The organism is Mesorhizobium sp., from assembly GCF_005063415.1.
In the GTDB taxonomy this organism is placed as follows: Bacteria; Pseudomonadota; Alphaproteobacteria; order Rhizobiales; family Rhizobiaceae; genus Mesorhizobium.
Map to the genome: position 1 here is coordinate 13769 of NZ_SUEG01000064.1, position 16824 is coordinate 30592.

Here is a 16824-nt window from a genome sequence, read left to right on the forward strand (position 1 = left end):
TGCTAACAAACGGCGGCAGCAGGGGCGAGCGCCTCTACTATGTTGTTCTTGCCGATCCCCAATGCCTGCTGGTGTCGATGGAGATGTTTCCGCTCGGACGGTTCTAGCTTCGCGAAATTTTGTTAGCCGTGTCGCTCTATTGCTTTGATCTGGCGCCAAAGTAATTCGTCTTGGGCGATTGCGTTGGCGGGTCAGGCCACAGGTTTCTAGAGGGACGAAAATGAAGCTCCGCCAACCGCTTGGTCCCGTTTTCTTTTGTGTATCAGCGATTGCGGGCGTCGCCTGTTTTAGTTCCGGTCCTTTTGTGCGGGTATCTGCCGCTTTTAGCGGCAGTGTTGCGCTGATCATCGGCCTGCATGATGACGACTCTGACAGCCAGTAGTTGGGATCCGCCATTCATCCTATTGCGTGAGCATGACAAGGGGGGCATTTGCTGCCCTCCCGGTGACGCATTTGTGGTTTTTTGCGATGATGTCACCACGTTGCTTCGTTGCAGCCGCAAACGCCGATGATCGATCTACATTCCCATATCTTGCCCGGCCTCGACGACGGCTCACCCAATCTTGCCGAATCGCTGGAAATGGCTCGGCTGGCGGTTGCCGACGGAACGACCCACATGGCGTGCACGCCGCACGTGACGCCGGGCGTATACGAAAACGGAACATCGAATATTGTCCGGGCGGTTCAAGAGTTGCACCAGGCGCTGCGCCGCGCTGCTATACCACTCGCTCTCTACGTCGGCGCCGATGTTCACATAGCACCGAATCTTCCGGACCAACTAGCGGGTGGCAGCGTGCCGACCTTAAACAGGTCACGCTATTTTCTGTTCGAACCGCCGCATCATGTTTTACCTCCGCGAATGGAGGATCTCGCCCTACGCCTCATAAACGCCGGTTTCATCCCGATTCTTACTCACCCCGAGCGTTTGACCTGGATCAAAACGAATTACGACGTTATCGAGAGGTTGAACGCAGTGGGCTGCCTGATCCAGCTTACCGCAGACTCGATTGTTGGTGCTTTTGGACGCACGGCACTTTACTATTCGGAAAAGCTGATTGACGAGGGCAGGGTGGATATCATCGCATCGGACACTCATAGCGCTACGCGCCGTCGTCCCGGGCTTTCACAGGCGGTTGCTGCTGCGGCCAAACGATGCGGGGAAGACGAGGCCCGCAACATGGTGTTGAAACGTCCAGGCGAGATATTGGCGAACCGGCCCATCGAGGCGGTCGGAAAAGCACGTCCGAATAAAACAAACGCCCGCAACGCCGGGCGCTTTGGAGGATTGAGCCGCTTGTTCAAGGGCGGGATAGCGTGATGGTGATTGTTCGTTTCGCAAAAGGCCATGTGGGGACCCTACTACTCTTGCTCGGTTCATTCGCAATGTCGGCCTGCACGAGCACCTCATCGACGACATCGTCTTCGTCGAGTTCGGTCGATGCGTTGCAATTGACGTCATCTTCGACGCCACTTGCGGGCGGTGGCGCTCTGCAGGTGGTAAAGGATCTGCCTGCGCCGCAAAACACCCAGAACGGCAGCGAGCAACCATTGTCTCCGAACGATGTGCTCGAAGTGAATGTGTTCCAGGTGGACAATTTGAACAGAACGGTTCAAGTCGACTCCAGCGGACAGATTTCGCTTCCGCTTATCGGGACCATCACCGCCGCCGGAAAAACGGTGCGTCAGTTAGAGCAGGAAGTCGAAACCGCCTACGGCGCCAAATACCTGCAGTCACCCGACGTCACGATTTTCGTCAAGGAGTCGATCGGACAGCGCATAACCGTCGATGGCGAAGTCAATAAGGCTGGTATCTATCCGGTGTCGAGCAATTCTTCTCTCATCGACGCGATTGCCCTCGCTGGAGGGTTCAATACGATTGGAGATGCAAAAAAGGTCTTCGTCTATCGCAATATCGGTCCAAACACATTGGTTGCTAATTACAACATGGAGCAGATTCGTGGTGGCAAGAGCCTCAATCCACGCATTTATGGTGGCGATAAGATTGTCGTCTTCGCTTCGAAGTCGAAAATCGCGATGGGCAACCTCAAGGACGCTCTCGGTATTGCTTCAAGTGCAGCCCGAATTGCAGTGATCCCGGGACTATAAATCGAGGCCGGTCTGAATTCGGAATACCAAACCTAGGATTACCTCGCGCCATGCTCGATCGTAATAGACAGCATCAAATTGCAGGACCAGGACACGGCCAGGCCCTGTCGGCAGACCTCTACTATGACGGTGCGCAAAACTATAGCCCCTATGGCCGCGACTACTCCGAGCAGGACGAAGGCTTCAGTCCGCTAAAGCTGCTCTTTTATGCTGTCCAGTACCGCTGGCTAATCGTCATGATGGCGGCAGCTGGGCTTGTCGCCGGCGTTATTGTTACCATGATGCAAACGCCAAAATATCAGGCCACAACGCAATTGGAGGTACTGGTTCCTTCGGCCAAGGTCTTCCAGGACATCGAGGTGGTCTCTGAAAACGCGGACGTCCGGGCCTTTCTGACCGCTCGTGAAAAGCTCAAAAGCCGCGCATTGGCCCAGCGTGTGGCGTTTCAACTGGGCCTCAGCGAAAAGCCGGATTTCCTGTTTCCCACTCCGGACTTTTCCCTCGGCAATATTTTCTACCGCGCGTTTGGTATTTCCAAATCGCCCTCCGTTGAGGAGAAAACTCCGGAGCAACGGGAAGCAATTGCGATCGGGCGCATTCTAAGAGATCTCACCGTCACCGTCGTTCCCAACACGAGCCTGCTATCGATCACGTTTGTCGATCAGAAGCCGAAATATGCAAGTGATGTTGCCAATCAGGTCGCGCAAAGCTTTATTGACCAGCGCCTCGACCAGACCAGCGAAACATCCGACTTGGCACGACAGTTCATCCAGGAACAGGTTCTGCAGGTGAAGCAAAAGCTGCAGAAATCCGAAGAGGATCTGGTCGCTTATGCGAAGGATGCGGGCATCACGATAACTGGCGACGACAAATCGCTGATAGGCTCGAATATTGAGGCGCTGAACACCGCTCTGGCGACCGCGATCCAGGACCGTCTCGATGCAGGGCGGGTTGTGGACCAGATCGACAAAGGCCGCGGATCAAGCCTCAGCCCTGTCTTGGAAAGCAAAGGTCTACAAGCGCTCAGCGACAAACTGGCGGATCTAACTAGTCAATACCAGCAGAAATTGGGGATTTTAAAGCCTGGCTTTCCGGAAATGCAGCAGCTCCAGTCGCAGATCAAGGAGTTACAGCGGCTCTATAATAACGGCGTCCTGGCGATAACAGACTCGCTGCGGCTGAAATATCAGGAGGCGCAGAACAAGGAGGCCGATCTGAAGGCCAAACTTGCCGAAATGGAAAAGCAGCAGGTTGTCTTCAACGATAAGAACATCAAATATACGATTCTTAAGCGCGAAGTAGATTCCAACCGGTCGCAATACGACAGCCTGATCGCCAAGCTGAACGAGGTTGGTGTCAGCTCCGAACTCAAGACGCAAACCGCCGCAATCGTGGACTTTGCCACCCAGCCGAATAGCCCATATTCGCCGCGCGTGAGCATCAACGTCGCGATCGCGCTGGCGCTTTTTCTGGCTCTGAGCGCGTCGATCATCTATGTCATCGAGCTGTTGAACAACACCTTTACCAATCCCGAGCAGGTTGAAAAAGAGCTGGGACTGGCAATGCTCGGCATCTTGCCGCTTGTCGATGACCGGGAACTCGTGGCCGCTATTGCCGACCAGAAGTCCGGGCTGTCAGAGGCCTATCGTTCGCTTCGAACATCGCTGCAGTTTTCCGGTGCGGAAGGCGCGCCACGATCGCTGGTCGTCACGAGTTCGGAGCCTTCGGAAGGCAAGTCGACCACATCGTTTAAACTCGGACAGGATTTTGCCGCGCTGGGCGCTAGAGTTCTCATTGTCGATGGGGACCTTCGGAAACCGAATCTTCACCGCCTGTTTGGTCTGGACAATACAATCGGCCTGAGCAATCTGCTGACGAACACTGTCCGCAAAGAGGATCTAGCGAGCATTTTCAGGGCGACGAAATATCCAAATGTCACCGTTTTGACTTCTGGAACGATTCCTCCAAATCCCGCCGATCTGCTCTCTTCGCCGAAGATGGCTCTGATCATTACCAATCTCGGGAAGCGGTTCGATGTTGTAATCATCGACGCGCCGCCGATCGTCGGCCTCTCGGACGCGCCAATCCTCAGTCGGCTTGCCGAGGGTACATTGATGGTCATCTCCACCAATCAGGTGACACGCAAGTCGGCGAAGGCGGCATTGAAGCGCATGCGAGCCGCCGGTGCCAACGTTGTTGGGGCCGCGATGTCAAAATTCGCGGTGAACAAGTTCGACTATAACTACGCCTATAAGTACATGAACTACCAATATTATAGCTATGGCGCGGATACAGCGAAGATTGAGGGCAAAGTGGATGATGGAACAGACCAGCCCGCTTATGCAAAATCTCCGGCGTTCAAGCGTTTGGTTCGTCGCCTCCGTTCTAGTATTGGCGGCTTCGTCGATCGGGCTAAGTCGGTTTCTTGAAACGGACACACCAGCCGTTTCTCTTGCGCTGGATCCGCTGAACGTCGATGCGCTGATAGGCGAGATCACCAGCGATCTGAACGACTCGAATGACGCTCCGGACCTAGAGACCCTACTTACCAGGGCCGAGGATGCGCTTCGTTTCAACCTGGCCGACGCACGTCTCTATAGCCTGATCGGTGAGATCAAATACCGGCAAGGCGAGAAAGACGAAGCCAATAGGCTTTTCGATCAGGCGCTGGGATTATCCAAGACAGAAATCCATGCACTCCAGAGGTCAATTGGCCACGCGACCGAGACAGGTGATTTGTCAAAGGCCGTCGGCGAGATCGACATATTGCTCCGGCGGTGGCCGGACCAATTTCCGACGATCTCGGATGGCCTACCCACAATCCTCTTAAATCCTAGCGGGTATCAAGCCGTGCTGACCGCCATCAGGGGGGAGGCGCCCTGGAGAGCCAGTCTGATCTATGCTCTTAGCAAAACCCGCGAGGGTCTCGATTTCGCAAATCGGCTGCTGCTCGACTTGACCGGATCAAACGCGCCACCGAATTCAGGCGAACTGACCGCCGTCATAAACGGCTATTTTCGCCAACAGGACTATGGACCGGCCTATCGGCTGTTTCTTTTCAGCCTGTCCGAGCAAGAGCGAAAGTTAGTGGGATATATTTTCAACGGCACCTTTGAGCCGGTCTCGGGCGGCAAACCCTTCGATTGGCAGGTCCGCGATCAATCGGGCTTGGAAGTGACATTTGCCACGTCCCAGGACGCGGTGGAGGGCGAGGGCGGAGCTACGGTTCGGTTCTTGAACACGCCGGTCAAGAACACAGCTCTTCAGCAGTATGTTGCGCTGCCTCCGGGTGCGTACAGAATTTCACTGATTGCCTCTGCACGAAACCTGAAGCTTCCAAAGGAGTTGTTCTGGTCGATTAGATGCCTAGGCCCGAGCGGCGAGATAGCACGGTTCAACATTCCGGAGGGGACATTCAACCGACAAACTCTGAGTCAGGATTTCTCGGTTGAGCCGACTGACTGCCCCATGCAAGTGTTGACGCTGAAGACGGCCGCCATTGCAGAGAGCTGGCGATTTCGATATGTGGGAACGTTGGTCATGCACAAATTGAGCATCGAGAGACTTCCATCTTGAGTGACCGGCCGTCGGAATGGGATAAATATCTCCTCGGCTCGGTCTTGTTTGTATCGCTGCTGATCGGTGGTGGTACGGCAAGCGGCCTCTATACCGACACACTGATCGAGGTCGCGGCAATTTTGTCGGCGGCAGCGGTCTTTTCGCAAGCTCCCGGCCAGAGAATCCCCCGGCCTGTTCTGTGGCTGCTGGTCTTCGCCGTGGCGCTGGCGGTTTTGCAAATCGTCCCACTGCCTGCGGGCATATTTAACGGGTTGCGGGCGGAGCAGCTACTCGGATATCCCTGGGTTGGAGAAAGCCGATTTCGCTTCATCAGCGTTGGGGTCGGCCGCACGGTCGAATGCCTGCTTTATCTTCTGGCCGCTGCAGCGTTTTTTTTGGCCGCATTGCGTTTGCGTGCCGGGCAGGTCAGCGCGCTTCTTCCATTCTTCTTCATGGGCGTGATCTGCAATGGATTGGCGGGAGCGATTCAATATTCGCTCTCAGACGACGTCGCTATTAAGGGATTGTTGCCTTTCACGATCAACGCCGGGCTTTTTGCGAACCGGAATCATTTTGCGGCTTTGCTCTTTGTCTCGATCCCCTTCGTCATTTATCATGGTCTCTTCCGTGGGCGACTTTTGTCCGGGTCGCTTGGACTAGTCACACTTTTGCTGCTGCTTTTGGCAGCTGGTTCGCGTGCCGGTGTTCTGATCGGGTTGGCGATCACCGTATTGTCCGTGGTCTTTCTCTCAGCTCGCTCGAGGGTGAGCGGGTTCAGCGTTCTTCTGATTTTTATCGGGCTTTCGATCTACACGATAAGCGCCTGGACCAAGCTGGATGCACAGGCGCTCGACCCGGCGTTCGGGCGAGGGGAATTTGCGCGAACTACAATCGAGGGCATCAAGGACAATTGGGCAGTAGGTATTGGATACGGTAATTTCCAGAAAGCCTATCAGATATACGAAAGAGAAGGCATGATTTTCAGGGAGTATGTGAATCATGCCCACAATGAATACCTTGAAATTGCTTTCGAAGGCGGAATTCCTGCTATCTCACTTATGGTAGGCTATTTCGTGCTCCTTTTCGCTGCACTGGCCAGGGTTCGCCGTGACCCGCTTCAGAAGGCGGCATTCCTCTCAGTATCTTTTCTTCTCGTTCATTCGCTGGTCGACTATCCGCTGCGAACCGGGGCGCTGGCGATGACCTTTGCCTATATGAACGCCATCATCTTCCACAAGGGATTTGCAGAACGCTTGGTCCGCAAGAGCGAGATGATTGAGATAGACCACAACGGTGACAAGTTGCTTGTTCCCATCGGAACTTCGTCTTAGCCATCTTGTCGCGGCTGTTGGCCGTTGGCTGAATGAGCCGGACGACTGTCCGAGCGCCCTGACCGCCGGCTCCTGGCTTTTAACCTCCCAAGCCCAGGCAATATTTTCCGGCGCACCCAAGTGCAAGCCGTTCGACCCTGAGCAACTGGCGTACTATCGCTGAGCAGAAAATTTCCGATTTTGCGGGCTGTATGGAAAATTCATTCCCGAACCATTCCGCCGCAAGCCTGTCTTGCATTGTTCTGGGCAGGAACGATCTGCTAGAACGCCCCCACGAGAAATAGATTGTCCAGAAGTGCAGCTTGAACCGGGCGGCTGAAGATCGCGCCCGTTATAGGCCCTTCCGTGGTTGGCACGAAAGAACGCTCACAGTCCATGAATATCGCACTTACGCACCTTCAGCGGCTTGAGGCTGAATCCATCCATATTTTTCGCGAGGTGGCCGCGGCCTTTGCTAAGCCGGTCATGCTCTATTCGGTCGGCAAGGATTCGTCCGTGCTCATGCACCTGGCGATGAAGGCATTCTATCCGGCCAAGCCGCCCTTTCCCTTTCTCCATGTCGACACGACCTGGAAATTCCGCGAGATGATCGCCTTTCGCGACCAGATGCAGCAAAAGCTCGGCTTCGACCTCCTGGTCCATGTCAATGAAGACGGCGTGCGCGACAACATCAATCCGTTCGATCACGGCTCCAATACCCACACGCATGTGATGAAGACGGTGGCGCTGCGGCAGGCGCTCGACAAATACGGGTTTGACGCTGCCTTCGGCGGCGCGCGACGCGACGAGGAGAAGTCGCGCGCCAAGGAGCGCATCTTCTCGTTCCGCAACGCCCAGCATGTCTGGGATCCGAAGAACCAGCGGCCGGAGATGTGGAAGATTTTCAACACCCGCATCGCTGCCGGTGAATCGATCAGGGTGTTCCCGTTGTCGAACTGGACCGAGCTCGACATCTGGCAGTACATTCTCCAGGAAGACATCCCGATCGTGCCGCTGTATCTGGCCAAGGAGCGGCCGGTCGTCGAGCGCGATGGCATGCTCATCCTGAGGGATGACGACCGTATGCAATTGCGGCCCGGCGAGACGGTGGAGAACCGGATGGTGCGGTTCCGAACGCTCGGCTGCTATCCGCTGACCGGGGCGATTGACTCCGACGCCGACACTCTGGAGGCGATAGTCGGCGAAATGCTCACGGCGCGCACTTCCGAGCGGCAAGGTCGCCTGATCGACCGCGACGAAGCCGGCTCGATGGAAAAGAAGAAGCGCGAGGGGTATTTCTGAGCATGCGCCACATCATGGCCAAGAGCCTTGCCCCAACCGACGGCGTCCGCGACTATCTGGCCGCGCAGGAACGAAAGTCGCTGCTGCGCTTCCTGACCTGCGGCTCGGTCGATGACGGCAAGTCGACGCTGATCGGGCGCCTGCTTTCCGAGACCAAGCAGATTTTCGAGGACCAGCTGGCCACGCTCGAGCGCGATTCGCGCAAGCACGGCACCACCGGCGACGACGTCGATTTCGCGCTGCTGGTCGACGGCCTCGAGGCCGAGCGCGAGCAAGGCATCACCATCGACGTCGCCTATCGCTTCTTTGCCACGCCAAAGCGCAAGTTCATCGTCGCCGACACGCCCGGCCACGAACAATACACGCGTAACATGGCGACAGGTGCATCGACCGCCGATCTCGCCATCGTGCTGATCGATGCCCGCCAGGGCGTACTGCGTCAGACCAGACGACATTCGATCATTGCCTCGCTACTCGGCATCCGCCACATCGTGCTCGCCGTCAACAAGATCGATCTTGTCGGCTTCGACGAGGCGGTTTTTAAACAGATCGTCGCGGATTACGCGCAATTCTCACGTGAGCTCGGCTTCCAGACAACCGTGCCCATTCCGATGTCGGCCCGCTATGGCGACAACGTTACCGGCCGTTCCGATAGGACGGACTGGTATTCCGGCCCGACGCTGATCGAACATCTCGAAACCGTCTCGGTCGACGAGGCCGCGGTCGAATTGCCGTTCCGGTTTCCCGTCCAATATGTGAACCGTCCCAACCTCGATTTTCGCGGCTTCGCCGGCACCATCGCCTCCGGTTCGGTTGCGCCGGGCGATGAGGTGGTTGTCGCCAAATCCGGCAAATCTTCCCATGTCAGGCGTATCGTTTCGCATGGCGGCGATCTTCAGCAGGCAATCGCCGGCCAGGCCATCACCCTTGTCCTCGACGACGAGGTCGAGGTCTCTCGTGGCAATATGCTGGTGTCGCCGGCGGCGCGGCCGCAGGTCGCCGACCAGTTCGCCGCCAATATCGTCTGGTTCGACGAACATGCGCTGCTGCCTGGCCGCTCCTACATCCTGCGCACCGAGACCGACCAGACCAGCGCCACCGTCACCGACCTGAAATACCGCGTCAACGTCAACGACTTTGCCCATGAGGCGGCCAAGTCGCTTGAAATGAACGAAGTCGGTATCTGCAACATCTCGACGCGGTCGCCGATCGCCTTCGATCCGTTTGCCGAGAACCGCACCACCGGCGCCTTCATCCTTATCGACCGCATCACCAATGCCACGGTCGGCGCCGGCATGATCCTGCATTCGCTGCGCCGCGCCGAAAACATCCACTGGCAGTCGCTCGATGTCGGCAAGCGCGCGCGTGCCGATATGAAGAACCAGCGGCCGGCGGTGTTCTGGTTCACCGGGCTTTCGGGTTCGGGTAAGTCGACCATTGCCAATCTGTTCGAGAAGAAGCTGTTCGCCACCGGCCGTCATACCTACATTCTCGATGGCGACAACGTCCGTCACGGCCTCAACCGCGATCTCGGCTTCACCGACGCCGATCGTGTCGAGAACATTCGCCGCGTCGCCGAAGTGGCGCGCCTGATGGCCGACAGCGGGCTGATCGTCATCGTGTCGTTTATTTCGCCGTTCAGCGCCGAGCGGCGCATGGCACGCGAATTGATGGCCGATGGCGAATTCATCGAGGTGTTTGTCGACACACCCTTCGAGGAATGCGCGAGGCGCGACCCGAAGGGCCTCTATGCGCGGGCGTTGAACGGCGAAATCAAGAATTTCACCGGCGTCGATTCACCGTATGAGGTGCCGGAAAAGCCCGAAATCCATCTCAAGACACTCGGCAAATCGGCCGAGGAGATGGTGGACGCCCTGGAACACTGGCTGAACGAGCGGGACATTGCCGAAGACCAATATGATAACGGCGGCGGTATCTGACGACGAAGCGATGCTCGCCGTCTTCGAGCACCTTGCACTGGCGGCAGGGCGCGAGGTGATGCGCGTCTTTCGTGCCGGCTGTGCGGTCGACAGCAAGTCGGACAGTTCGCCAGTGACGGAGGCGGATCGCGAGAGCGAGAAGATCATCCTTGCCGGGCTGCGTTCCGCATTTCCCGAGATTCCGTGCGTGGCCGAGGAAGAAGCTTCGGCCGGCATCATGGCGCCGGATCTCGGCGACGCCTTCTTCCTGATCGATCCGCTGGACGGCACCAAGGAGTTCGTCAACCGGCGGACCGATTTCACTGTCAACATCGCACTGGTTCGCCATGGCGTGCCGGAGATCGGCGTCGTCTTCGCGCCTTGCACCGGCCGTTTCTTTTCCGGCCGGCCGGGCAAAGCGGAAGCGATCGAGATCAATGACGACTACGAGATCGTCGATCGCCAGACGATTTCGGCGAGGGCCGGTACGGCGCCGCTGACCGTCGTTGCCAGCCGGTCCCACAACACGCCGGAAACAGACGCCTATATCCGCGCGCTTGGCGCGGCCGAGATCGTCTCGGTCGGCTCGTCGCTGAAATTCTGCCTCCTCGCCGGGGCCGAGGCGGACGTGTATCCACGGTTCGGCCGCACCATGGAATGGGATACTGCCGCGGGTGACGCGGTGCTACGCGCTGCCGGCGGCATGACGCGCACGCTGGATGGTGCGCCGCTCGCCTACGGCAAGCGCAACCAGAGCGACGACGAGGATTTCGCCAACCCGCATTTCATCGCCAGCGGCAAAGCTGCTAGATCTGGCTAGACGATGACTGCGCAGTTCCAGACCCGTACGAAAGTGCGGGTGTTACAAGTGACTTAGGAAGCGACCTCAGATACTGCTCGAGGTCTGTAAACACAACGTACGATCCCCGTCCAGCCTGCAGTTACGTCGGCGTGGCCGATTCGCTTCGTGTCCGGTCGATGCTGCGGGGCTTTCACACGGTGTATCCAAATTGCTACATACCGATACACTTGAACGGCTATGCGAGCGAGTGATGGCATTCCACATCAAGAATCCTGAGACCGACGCGCTGGCCCGCCGGGTCGCCGCGCTTAAGAGGACTGGTCTGACTGAGGCCGTCCATGCCGCGCTCAAGCATGAGCTTGAGCGCGAACAGGCTAGACCGTCCCTGGTGGAGATCGGCGTCAGATTCTGCCGTGATCTGCGAGCCCGGGGCAAGCCTGATCACGGCAGGTCCGCCGACAAGGCGTTCCGCGACAGCCTGTACGAGAATGACTGATGTTCAGCGACGCCTCGGCCCTGACGGCGCTGATGACCAACGAAGAATGCGCACGAACTCCTTGCACGCATGCAGCAGACCTGAAAGCGGCTGACCTCGCTCACTTGCGGCATTGGAGGCTGCAATCGCGGTCGCGAGAGTCTTGGACTAGGCAATCACCGAGGCGGCCGAGGCCGTGGAAGCTATCTCTCGTTGATGGAGATTGACATGGTCGCGGTGCCGCCGAACACGGCTCGAGTCGCGCTTGACGCTTTCGATCGCTTCGGCAAGGGCCGGCACCCAGCGCGGCTGAACTTTGGTGACTGCTTCGCCTATGCTTGTGGCCGGCATTGTGACCAGCCATTAGTGTGTTCAAAGGCGCCGACTTTCCGCAGACCGACATCGAGGCTGCGTGAGCCACAGTCTCGCGACGCAGAGCGCAAGCGTCGCTTACGGGCTTGTCGCGCTCCCCATTAGTGCGACGGTTTAGCCGACTGTCAGGGAACAAAAGGCCCGTTCCACGGTCCAGATTGCATCACGTTCAAGAGCCTAAAATGCGGCGGACTTGCTTCGGATGGTTAAGGCCAGGAGCGCCTCCGAAAGTCGTTTCTTCGCCCGCTCGACCCCGTTCTCGTCGATTGCCTCAACATCGAGGAACAAGTCGAGGCCAGTCGCGTGCTCGCTGATGACCTGAGGGCGCTGGGCGAGTTCACCCAGGAGGCCCTCGACTTCGTAGGGGACAACCTCCCGGCTGATCCCCTTCATGGCAATCGGTGCTAACGGACGCGCCCGGACAAGGTCGCGCACGAGCGCGTAAGTCTCATAGCTGAGGCAGATGCCGCCGGGCTCGGCAATCGACTGCAGACGGGCCGCCAAGTTCGCTTCGGCTCCGATGATGGTGTAGTCCATCCGATCATCGGAACCGAAGTTCCCAACATTGCAATAGCCCGTGTTGATGCCCATGCGAGCTCGGAAGGGCCGTTCAACTCCGCGGTCACGCCACACCCTGTTCAACTGCTCCACCCGACGCTGCATGTCGACAGCCATGCGCAAGCAGGCTCTCGCGTCTTCCTCGATGCCTTGCGTCTCGGGGTCTCCGAAGAACACAAGAAGCGCGTCGCCGATGAACTTGTCGACGGTGCCGCCGTGTTTGAGCGCGATCGTCGACATCTCGGTGAAGTACTCGTTGAGGAGAAGCGTCAAGTCCTCGGGCTGGAGCCGTTCCACGATCGCGGTGAAATCCTTGACGTCGGAGAAAAAGATCGTGAGCTTCTTGCGCTCGGTCGCGATGGTGACGTCCTTCTGGCCGCTGAAGATGCTTTTGTAAATTTGAGGCGAAAGGTATTTGGCGATCTTCAATGAAATCGCGGCCAGGAAGTCGTTTGCCTCGGAAAGCTCCTTGTTGATGCCCTGAATCAGCGCGGACTGCCGACGCTGCAAGAGAATGAACGTCAGGCCCGCAGCCGCCGCGAAGCCGAAATATAGGAGCAGATACTTGAAGGTGAGGACGTTCGCAGCAATAGGCTGATTGACTGATATCTCCTGGATCCCTCGGACATCCCCTACCTTCCAGTCCGTCTTGGGGCTGTCCGGGTGTGAGTTATGGCAGGTCACGCAGACTTGTCCCATTACAACAGGGGCCGCGGCGCGGACCTGCCGGTCAAACAATGAGCCCGAGACTTCGATGATCGGCTCCTTCGGGTTGGCGCGCAAAGCAAAGATTGCATTCCGCTCGAACACATCGAGCTGATGGGGGGCGCGACCTTTGAAAGGCAGATCCGAGACGAACCGATATTTGACCGACCCGTCGTGAGCGCTGATGCGCTTGCCGAGTTCAATCGAGAGGGTTGCTGGAATAGGGATCGCACCTGGCACGTCCCGGTAGTTGTGCGTCGCAGTCACGGCGCCGTCTGCTTGCAGCACGCGTCCCACGACGTCGCTGCCGTAGAATCCGCGCATTTCGTCGATGATCCGGCTGATTTCGCTGGCTTGCCTGCGCAGCATCCGTTCCGATAAGTCTCGGAGGTCGAGCCAGGCTGCGACGGGCAGACCGATAAGGCCGATGACCACTGCCGCCACCAGGAGCGGTCCCATGGTGCGCTGCTGACGCGCAATCTGTTCGCCCAGTCCAGCCATTGTGCAAGCGCCCGGCCGTCATTAGTTTCTGAACTATAGCTCATTCCCGGCACGGTACCAGAGTCAGTCTCGGCTCGATGAAAACACGTCAGCTCTGCAACGTCGGACCGACCTTGAGCCGTTCTTGCTAAGCCCGACCCCCACAGCAGATTTCGCATTCTGGCGCTAGACCGGGCAGTGAATCAGTGAAGAGGATGTCGCAAAGTCGGTTGTGGCCCGGAATGCGCTCCGCGATAACCGCTCAGGGGGCAAAAAATTCACCTCTGGCAAGGTTGAGACTTGTGCGGCCGGAGACCGCGTCGGAAAGGAACGTGTCTCGCGAAACGAATCCGCGTTTCGGCCGCACTATGGAATGGGACACCGCGGCGGGTGACGCGGTACTGCGCGCTGCCGGCGGCATGACGCGCACGCTCAATGGTGAGCCGCTCGCCTACGGCAAGCGCAACCAGAGCGATGACGAGGATTTCGCCAATCCGCATTTCATTGCCAGCGGCAAGGCTGCCACGGCCGCTTAGGCACCATGATGAACTCCGATCCCATCCCGGCTCGTCGCCCGCGCAAATGACCTGTCGCGCACGCGACGCCTGAGTGAAGCACTTATTTTCAGCCGAACGCTCGTGGCAGCGAGTAACCATCCGGTGTGGATCGTGCAGAGCCTTTCGCGTGTTAGACTGCTTGCATGGAGATCGACACCGACAAGATTGACGATGCCGTTCTGGGCCTGCTTTGGCTGACGCTGCATGAAGAGAGGCGCGCCTGGAAGGGTTTGGATTGGAACGCTCTGGATCGCTTGTACGAGAAGGGGCTGATCGCGAATCCAGCAAACAAGGCGAAGTCAGTGGTTCTGACAGATGAAGGACTGGCGTGCGGAGGAGCAATGCCGAGCTCTGTTCACCCGCCCGGCGCCATGAGTCATGAGCGCAGGGCGGGCGCCTAAGAGATAATGGCGCATGGTTGATTTTCGACACCGGCGGCGCGCTGACAGCAGCGGGACGGCCAGTGCGCTGGCCGTGGCGGCCAAATTCGTCTTCGTCACCTGCGCCAACGGGCGCATCCATTCTGTCAAGCAGTGGCAGAGAACACCGCAGCCGCGACCCTCAATGGCAACGGCATTGGCGAAGTCCAGCCGCGAGATGCTTCTCCCGGTGAAAGAGCGCACCCGGGCGGAGTTGCAGCCAGCAGCGGATCGGCGCCGCTGCTGACACATGGGATGTTTAGTGGGGCAGATTGCCACCGGCGATGCGAAATCTCTATGGCTGCGGATTTCCTAGGGCGGGTTTCTCAAGCACCAGCACATGACTACCAAGGGGCGATGTGTGAGTGCTCTTAACCTGGAACCCCTCGTCAGAAAGCGTTTCGATGAATTCGCCATCCGTTCCCGGCGGAACGCGGGCAACAACGTTTGAGGTGCGCCTCACAATATTGGAAAGTACCCTTCGCGCCTTGCCTGGGCCGATGTTGCGCTGCATGTGCTGATAGACGGCCAGCAGCAGGACGATATCGTATTTCGGTAGGAGGATATTGCCGAGGCGCCGGCTGCCGAGGTTCAGGCGATCGAACCGGGCATGTACCGGGGAGCCACTCAATAACATTTTTGCAGTCTCGATATGCGGCTTGGCAATGTCGATCCCATGGATCGAGCTGGGTCTCAGCTTGGATATCTCATAGGCGACAACACCCATATTGCAGCCAACATCGAGAATGGATTTTCCCGCGTAGTCGACCTTGGCGGAGAATAGCCCGTCAAGTCTGTCGTCCCATGTTCCTGCAAAACCCCTTTTGAATCTTGACCACCACAAATCATCAGCTCCTTTGGGAAGAGCCCCCTTGAGCGCCTCCTACCACGAGAGAATTAATGGTCGATACCCATTCAACTGGAATTGATCACATTGGCGAACCAAGGCAGGGACGTGTGCGGCCGCGTCACAATCCCATCACCTTGAGTGCCGCGGGAACCGGATAACGGTTGCCGTCATAGCGCAGCCGGTAGGTCCGCTTCACAGGCTTGCCGGGATGGGACTGGCATTCGCCATTCTGGTCGGGGGAGGGATTATCGGTATTCGTCCGCTCAACCGCGATGATATCGTGATAGCCATGATGGCTGGCCGTGCTCATCGCCAGGCTGACCTGGCTGGAATGAAAGAATCCGGCGCAACTGCCGTCGCTGTCGCCACCAGAGCTGGCCACCACGAGGCCGTCGAGCACCACGTGGAGTTCACCGCGGGCGAGAGCGTAGAGCCGCAGGCCGGCCTCAGTGAAGGGAGCGGTCAGCGAATGGTGTGCCATTTCGATGCGCAGGCCGAATGCGGTGACATCGGGGGCCAGTGCATAACGGCCGGTGTCGAATTCCACCTTTTCGATGACAATCATGTCATCGGTCATCAGACCGGGCTGGAGCAGGCGCTGGCGCACCCGCAGGCTCTTCCTGTCGATGACCAGAAGCTCGATATCGCCGACATGCAGGTGGTCGCCGTTAGCGCTGTCAATCAGCGGCACTGCGACCAGTAGCAGGTCGTCGTGGGCGGGCCAGATCTTGCAGACCAGGCCGAATGGCGCCTCGCTCGCCGGGAGCGTTGAGGCGATGCTGACATGCGGTTCAAGCATGAACGAGGTGCCGTCGGCGCTTTTTCGGGCCTTGGGATAGGCCTGCTGCACCAGCGCGGCAGCATCACCGCAATCGCCTACCGCGGCCCTGGCCGGCGACAGGCTGGTCAGGCAGAGGCCTAGGAAAAGGAAGAGGGTACACGACTGTATTCGCATGGCGTTCTCACGTCGCAGCGCCGATGCCGGCAGGCATGTCTACGCGAGGTTGGTGGCGGCGCACAGGGCCTAACGGAAGCCGCAGCTAACGCCACGTCGATGAAATGCTGAATCGAGGGAGCTCGTTTGAGAGTTTGAGACTTTCAAAATCCGGCACTAACTGCCGAATTCTAACGGCTACGTGCCATACGACGCCGGCCCAGGGGCTGAAACCCGATCGTCGGCGGACCGAGACGTGTGGCTTGGGCGCCGTGACCGCCCACCTCCTCAAGGACGGGATCGGTGACGGCCGAGATAAGGTCCGGCGAGACATCGATGCCCGCCCACCGTCCCTCCTCAGCTTGTCGCAGGATGAAGGCGCCTCCGAAAACTTCAACTCAGTGGAAAATTCCAGCTCAGAACGGTCCGAAATCCGGGATGCAGGTCAGTCCCGAACAGATAGTTCAGCCGCGGGAT

Annotated in this window: 13 protein-coding genes and 2 pseudogenes; 12 read left to right on the forward strand and 3 right to left on the reverse strand. The window is 58.2% G+C overall.

The window, feature by feature from the left end:
* Positions 1 to 508 precede the first annotated feature (508 nt).
* The 9 genes from E5W70_RS17830 to E5W70_RS17870 all read left to right on the forward strand — a co-directional run bounded on the left by E5W70_RS17830 (position 509) and on the right by E5W70_RS17870 (position 11493).
* A complete protein-coding gene (locus tag E5W70_RS17830; protein WP_292660249.1) occupies positions 509 to 1318 on the forward strand; it encodes a CpsB/CapC family capsule biosynthesis tyrosine phosphatase in 810 nt (269 codons plus the stop codon).
* The gene (locus E5W70_RS17835) at positions 1318 to 2106 is read left to right on the forward strand and encodes a polysaccharide biosynthesis/export family protein (RefSeq protein ID WP_292660252.1); all 789 of its coding nucleotides are present in this window, start codon (positions 1318 to 1320) and stop codon (positions 2104 to 2106) included. Before E5W70_RS17830 ends, E5W70_RS17835 begins: the two co-directional genes overlap by 1 nt.
* 50 nt (positions 2107 to 2156) lie before the next feature.
* Positions 2157 to 4535, forward strand: a complete 2379-nt coding sequence (locus E5W70_RS17840; RefSeq protein ID WP_292660255.1) for a polysaccharide biosynthesis tyrosine autokinase — start codon at positions 2157 to 2159, stop codon at positions 4533 to 4535.
* A complete protein-coding gene (locus E5W70_RS17845; protein ID WP_292660257.1) occupies positions 4423 to 5682 on the forward strand; it encodes a hypothetical protein in 1260 nt (419 codons plus the stop codon). The genes E5W70_RS17840 and E5W70_RS17845 overlap by 113 nt, the downstream gene beginning before the upstream one ends.
* Positions 5679 to 6995, forward strand: coding sequence for an O-antigen ligase family protein (locus E5W70_RS17850; protein WP_292660259.1), 1317 nt, complete (start codon positions 5679 to 5681; stop codon positions 6993 to 6995). Before E5W70_RS17845 ends, E5W70_RS17850 begins: the two co-directional genes overlap by 4 nt.
* Positions 6996 to 7370: 375 nt before the next feature.
* Positions 7371 to 8276: a sulfate adenylyltransferase subunit CysD gene (gene cysD, locus E5W70_RS17855; protein ID WP_292660262.1), complete on the forward strand. Its 906-nt coding sequence runs from the start codon at positions 7371 to 7373 to the stop codon at positions 8274 to 8276.
* Positions 8277 to 8278: 2 nt separating this feature from the next.
* On the forward strand, positions 8279 to 10216 hold the full coding sequence (gene cysN, locus E5W70_RS17860) for a sulfate adenylyltransferase subunit CysN (RefSeq protein ID WP_292660265.1): 1938 nt from the start codon (positions 8279 to 8281) through the stop codon (positions 10214 to 10216).
* Between the two features lie 10 nt (positions 10217 to 10226).
* On the forward strand, positions 10227 to 11015 hold the full coding sequence (gene cysQ / locus E5W70_RS17865; protein ID WP_292660284.1) for a 3'(2'),5'-bisphosphate nucleotidase CysQ: 789 nt from the start codon (positions 10227 to 10229) through the stop codon (positions 11013 to 11015).
* Positions 11016 to 11247: 232 nt separating this feature from the next.
* On the forward strand, positions 11248 to 11493 hold the full coding sequence (locus E5W70_RS17870) for a type II toxin-antitoxin system VapB family antitoxin (RefSeq protein ID WP_292660267.1): 246 nt from the start codon (positions 11248 to 11250) through the stop codon (positions 11491 to 11493).
* A gap of 528 nt (positions 11494 to 12021) precedes the next feature.
* Here E5W70_RS17870 and E5W70_RS17875 read toward each other — a convergent pair.
* Positions 12022 to 13608, reverse strand: a complete 1587-nt coding sequence (locus E5W70_RS17875) for an adenylate/guanylate cyclase domain-containing protein (RefSeq protein WP_292660270.1) — start codon at positions 13606 to 13608, stop codon at positions 12022 to 12024.
* Between the two features lie 329 nt (positions 13609 to 13937).
* On the opposite strand from E5W70_RS17875, the pseudogene E5W70_RS17880 reads away from it, so the two are divergent.
* Together E5W70_RS17880 and E5W70_RS17885 are read left to right on the forward strand one after the other, a co-directional pair.
* Positions 13938 to 14123, forward strand: a pseudogene (locus E5W70_RS17880) (inositol monophosphatase family protein); the annotation flags it as partial.
* A 164-nt stretch (positions 14124 to 14287) separates the two neighbouring features.
* Positions 14288 to 14519 (forward strand): annotated as a pseudogene (locus tag E5W70_RS17885) (DUF6429 family protein).
* A 339-nt stretch (positions 14520 to 14858) separates the two neighbouring features.
* On the opposite strand, the gene E5W70_RS17890 reads toward E5W70_RS17885, so the two are convergent.
* Positions 14859 to 15407 carry a class I SAM-dependent methyltransferase gene (locus E5W70_RS17890; RefSeq protein ID WP_292660273.1) on the reverse strand — a complete coding sequence of 183 codons (549 nt, stop codon included), beginning with the start codon at positions 15405 to 15407 and terminating at the stop codon, positions 14859 to 14861.
* Positions 15408 to 15531: 124 nt separating this feature from the next.
* Positions 15532 to 16263, reverse strand: a complete 732-nt coding sequence (locus tag E5W70_RS17895; RefSeq protein WP_292660275.1) for a hypothetical protein — start codon at positions 16261 to 16263, stop codon at positions 15532 to 15534.
* Positions 16264 to 16610: 347 nt separating this feature from the next.
* Here E5W70_RS17895 and E5W70_RS17900 point away from each other — a divergent pair.
* A partial coding sequence (locus E5W70_RS17900) for a hypothetical protein (protein ID WP_292660277.1) occupies positions 16611 to 16824 on the forward strand: 214 nt, incomplete at its 3' end.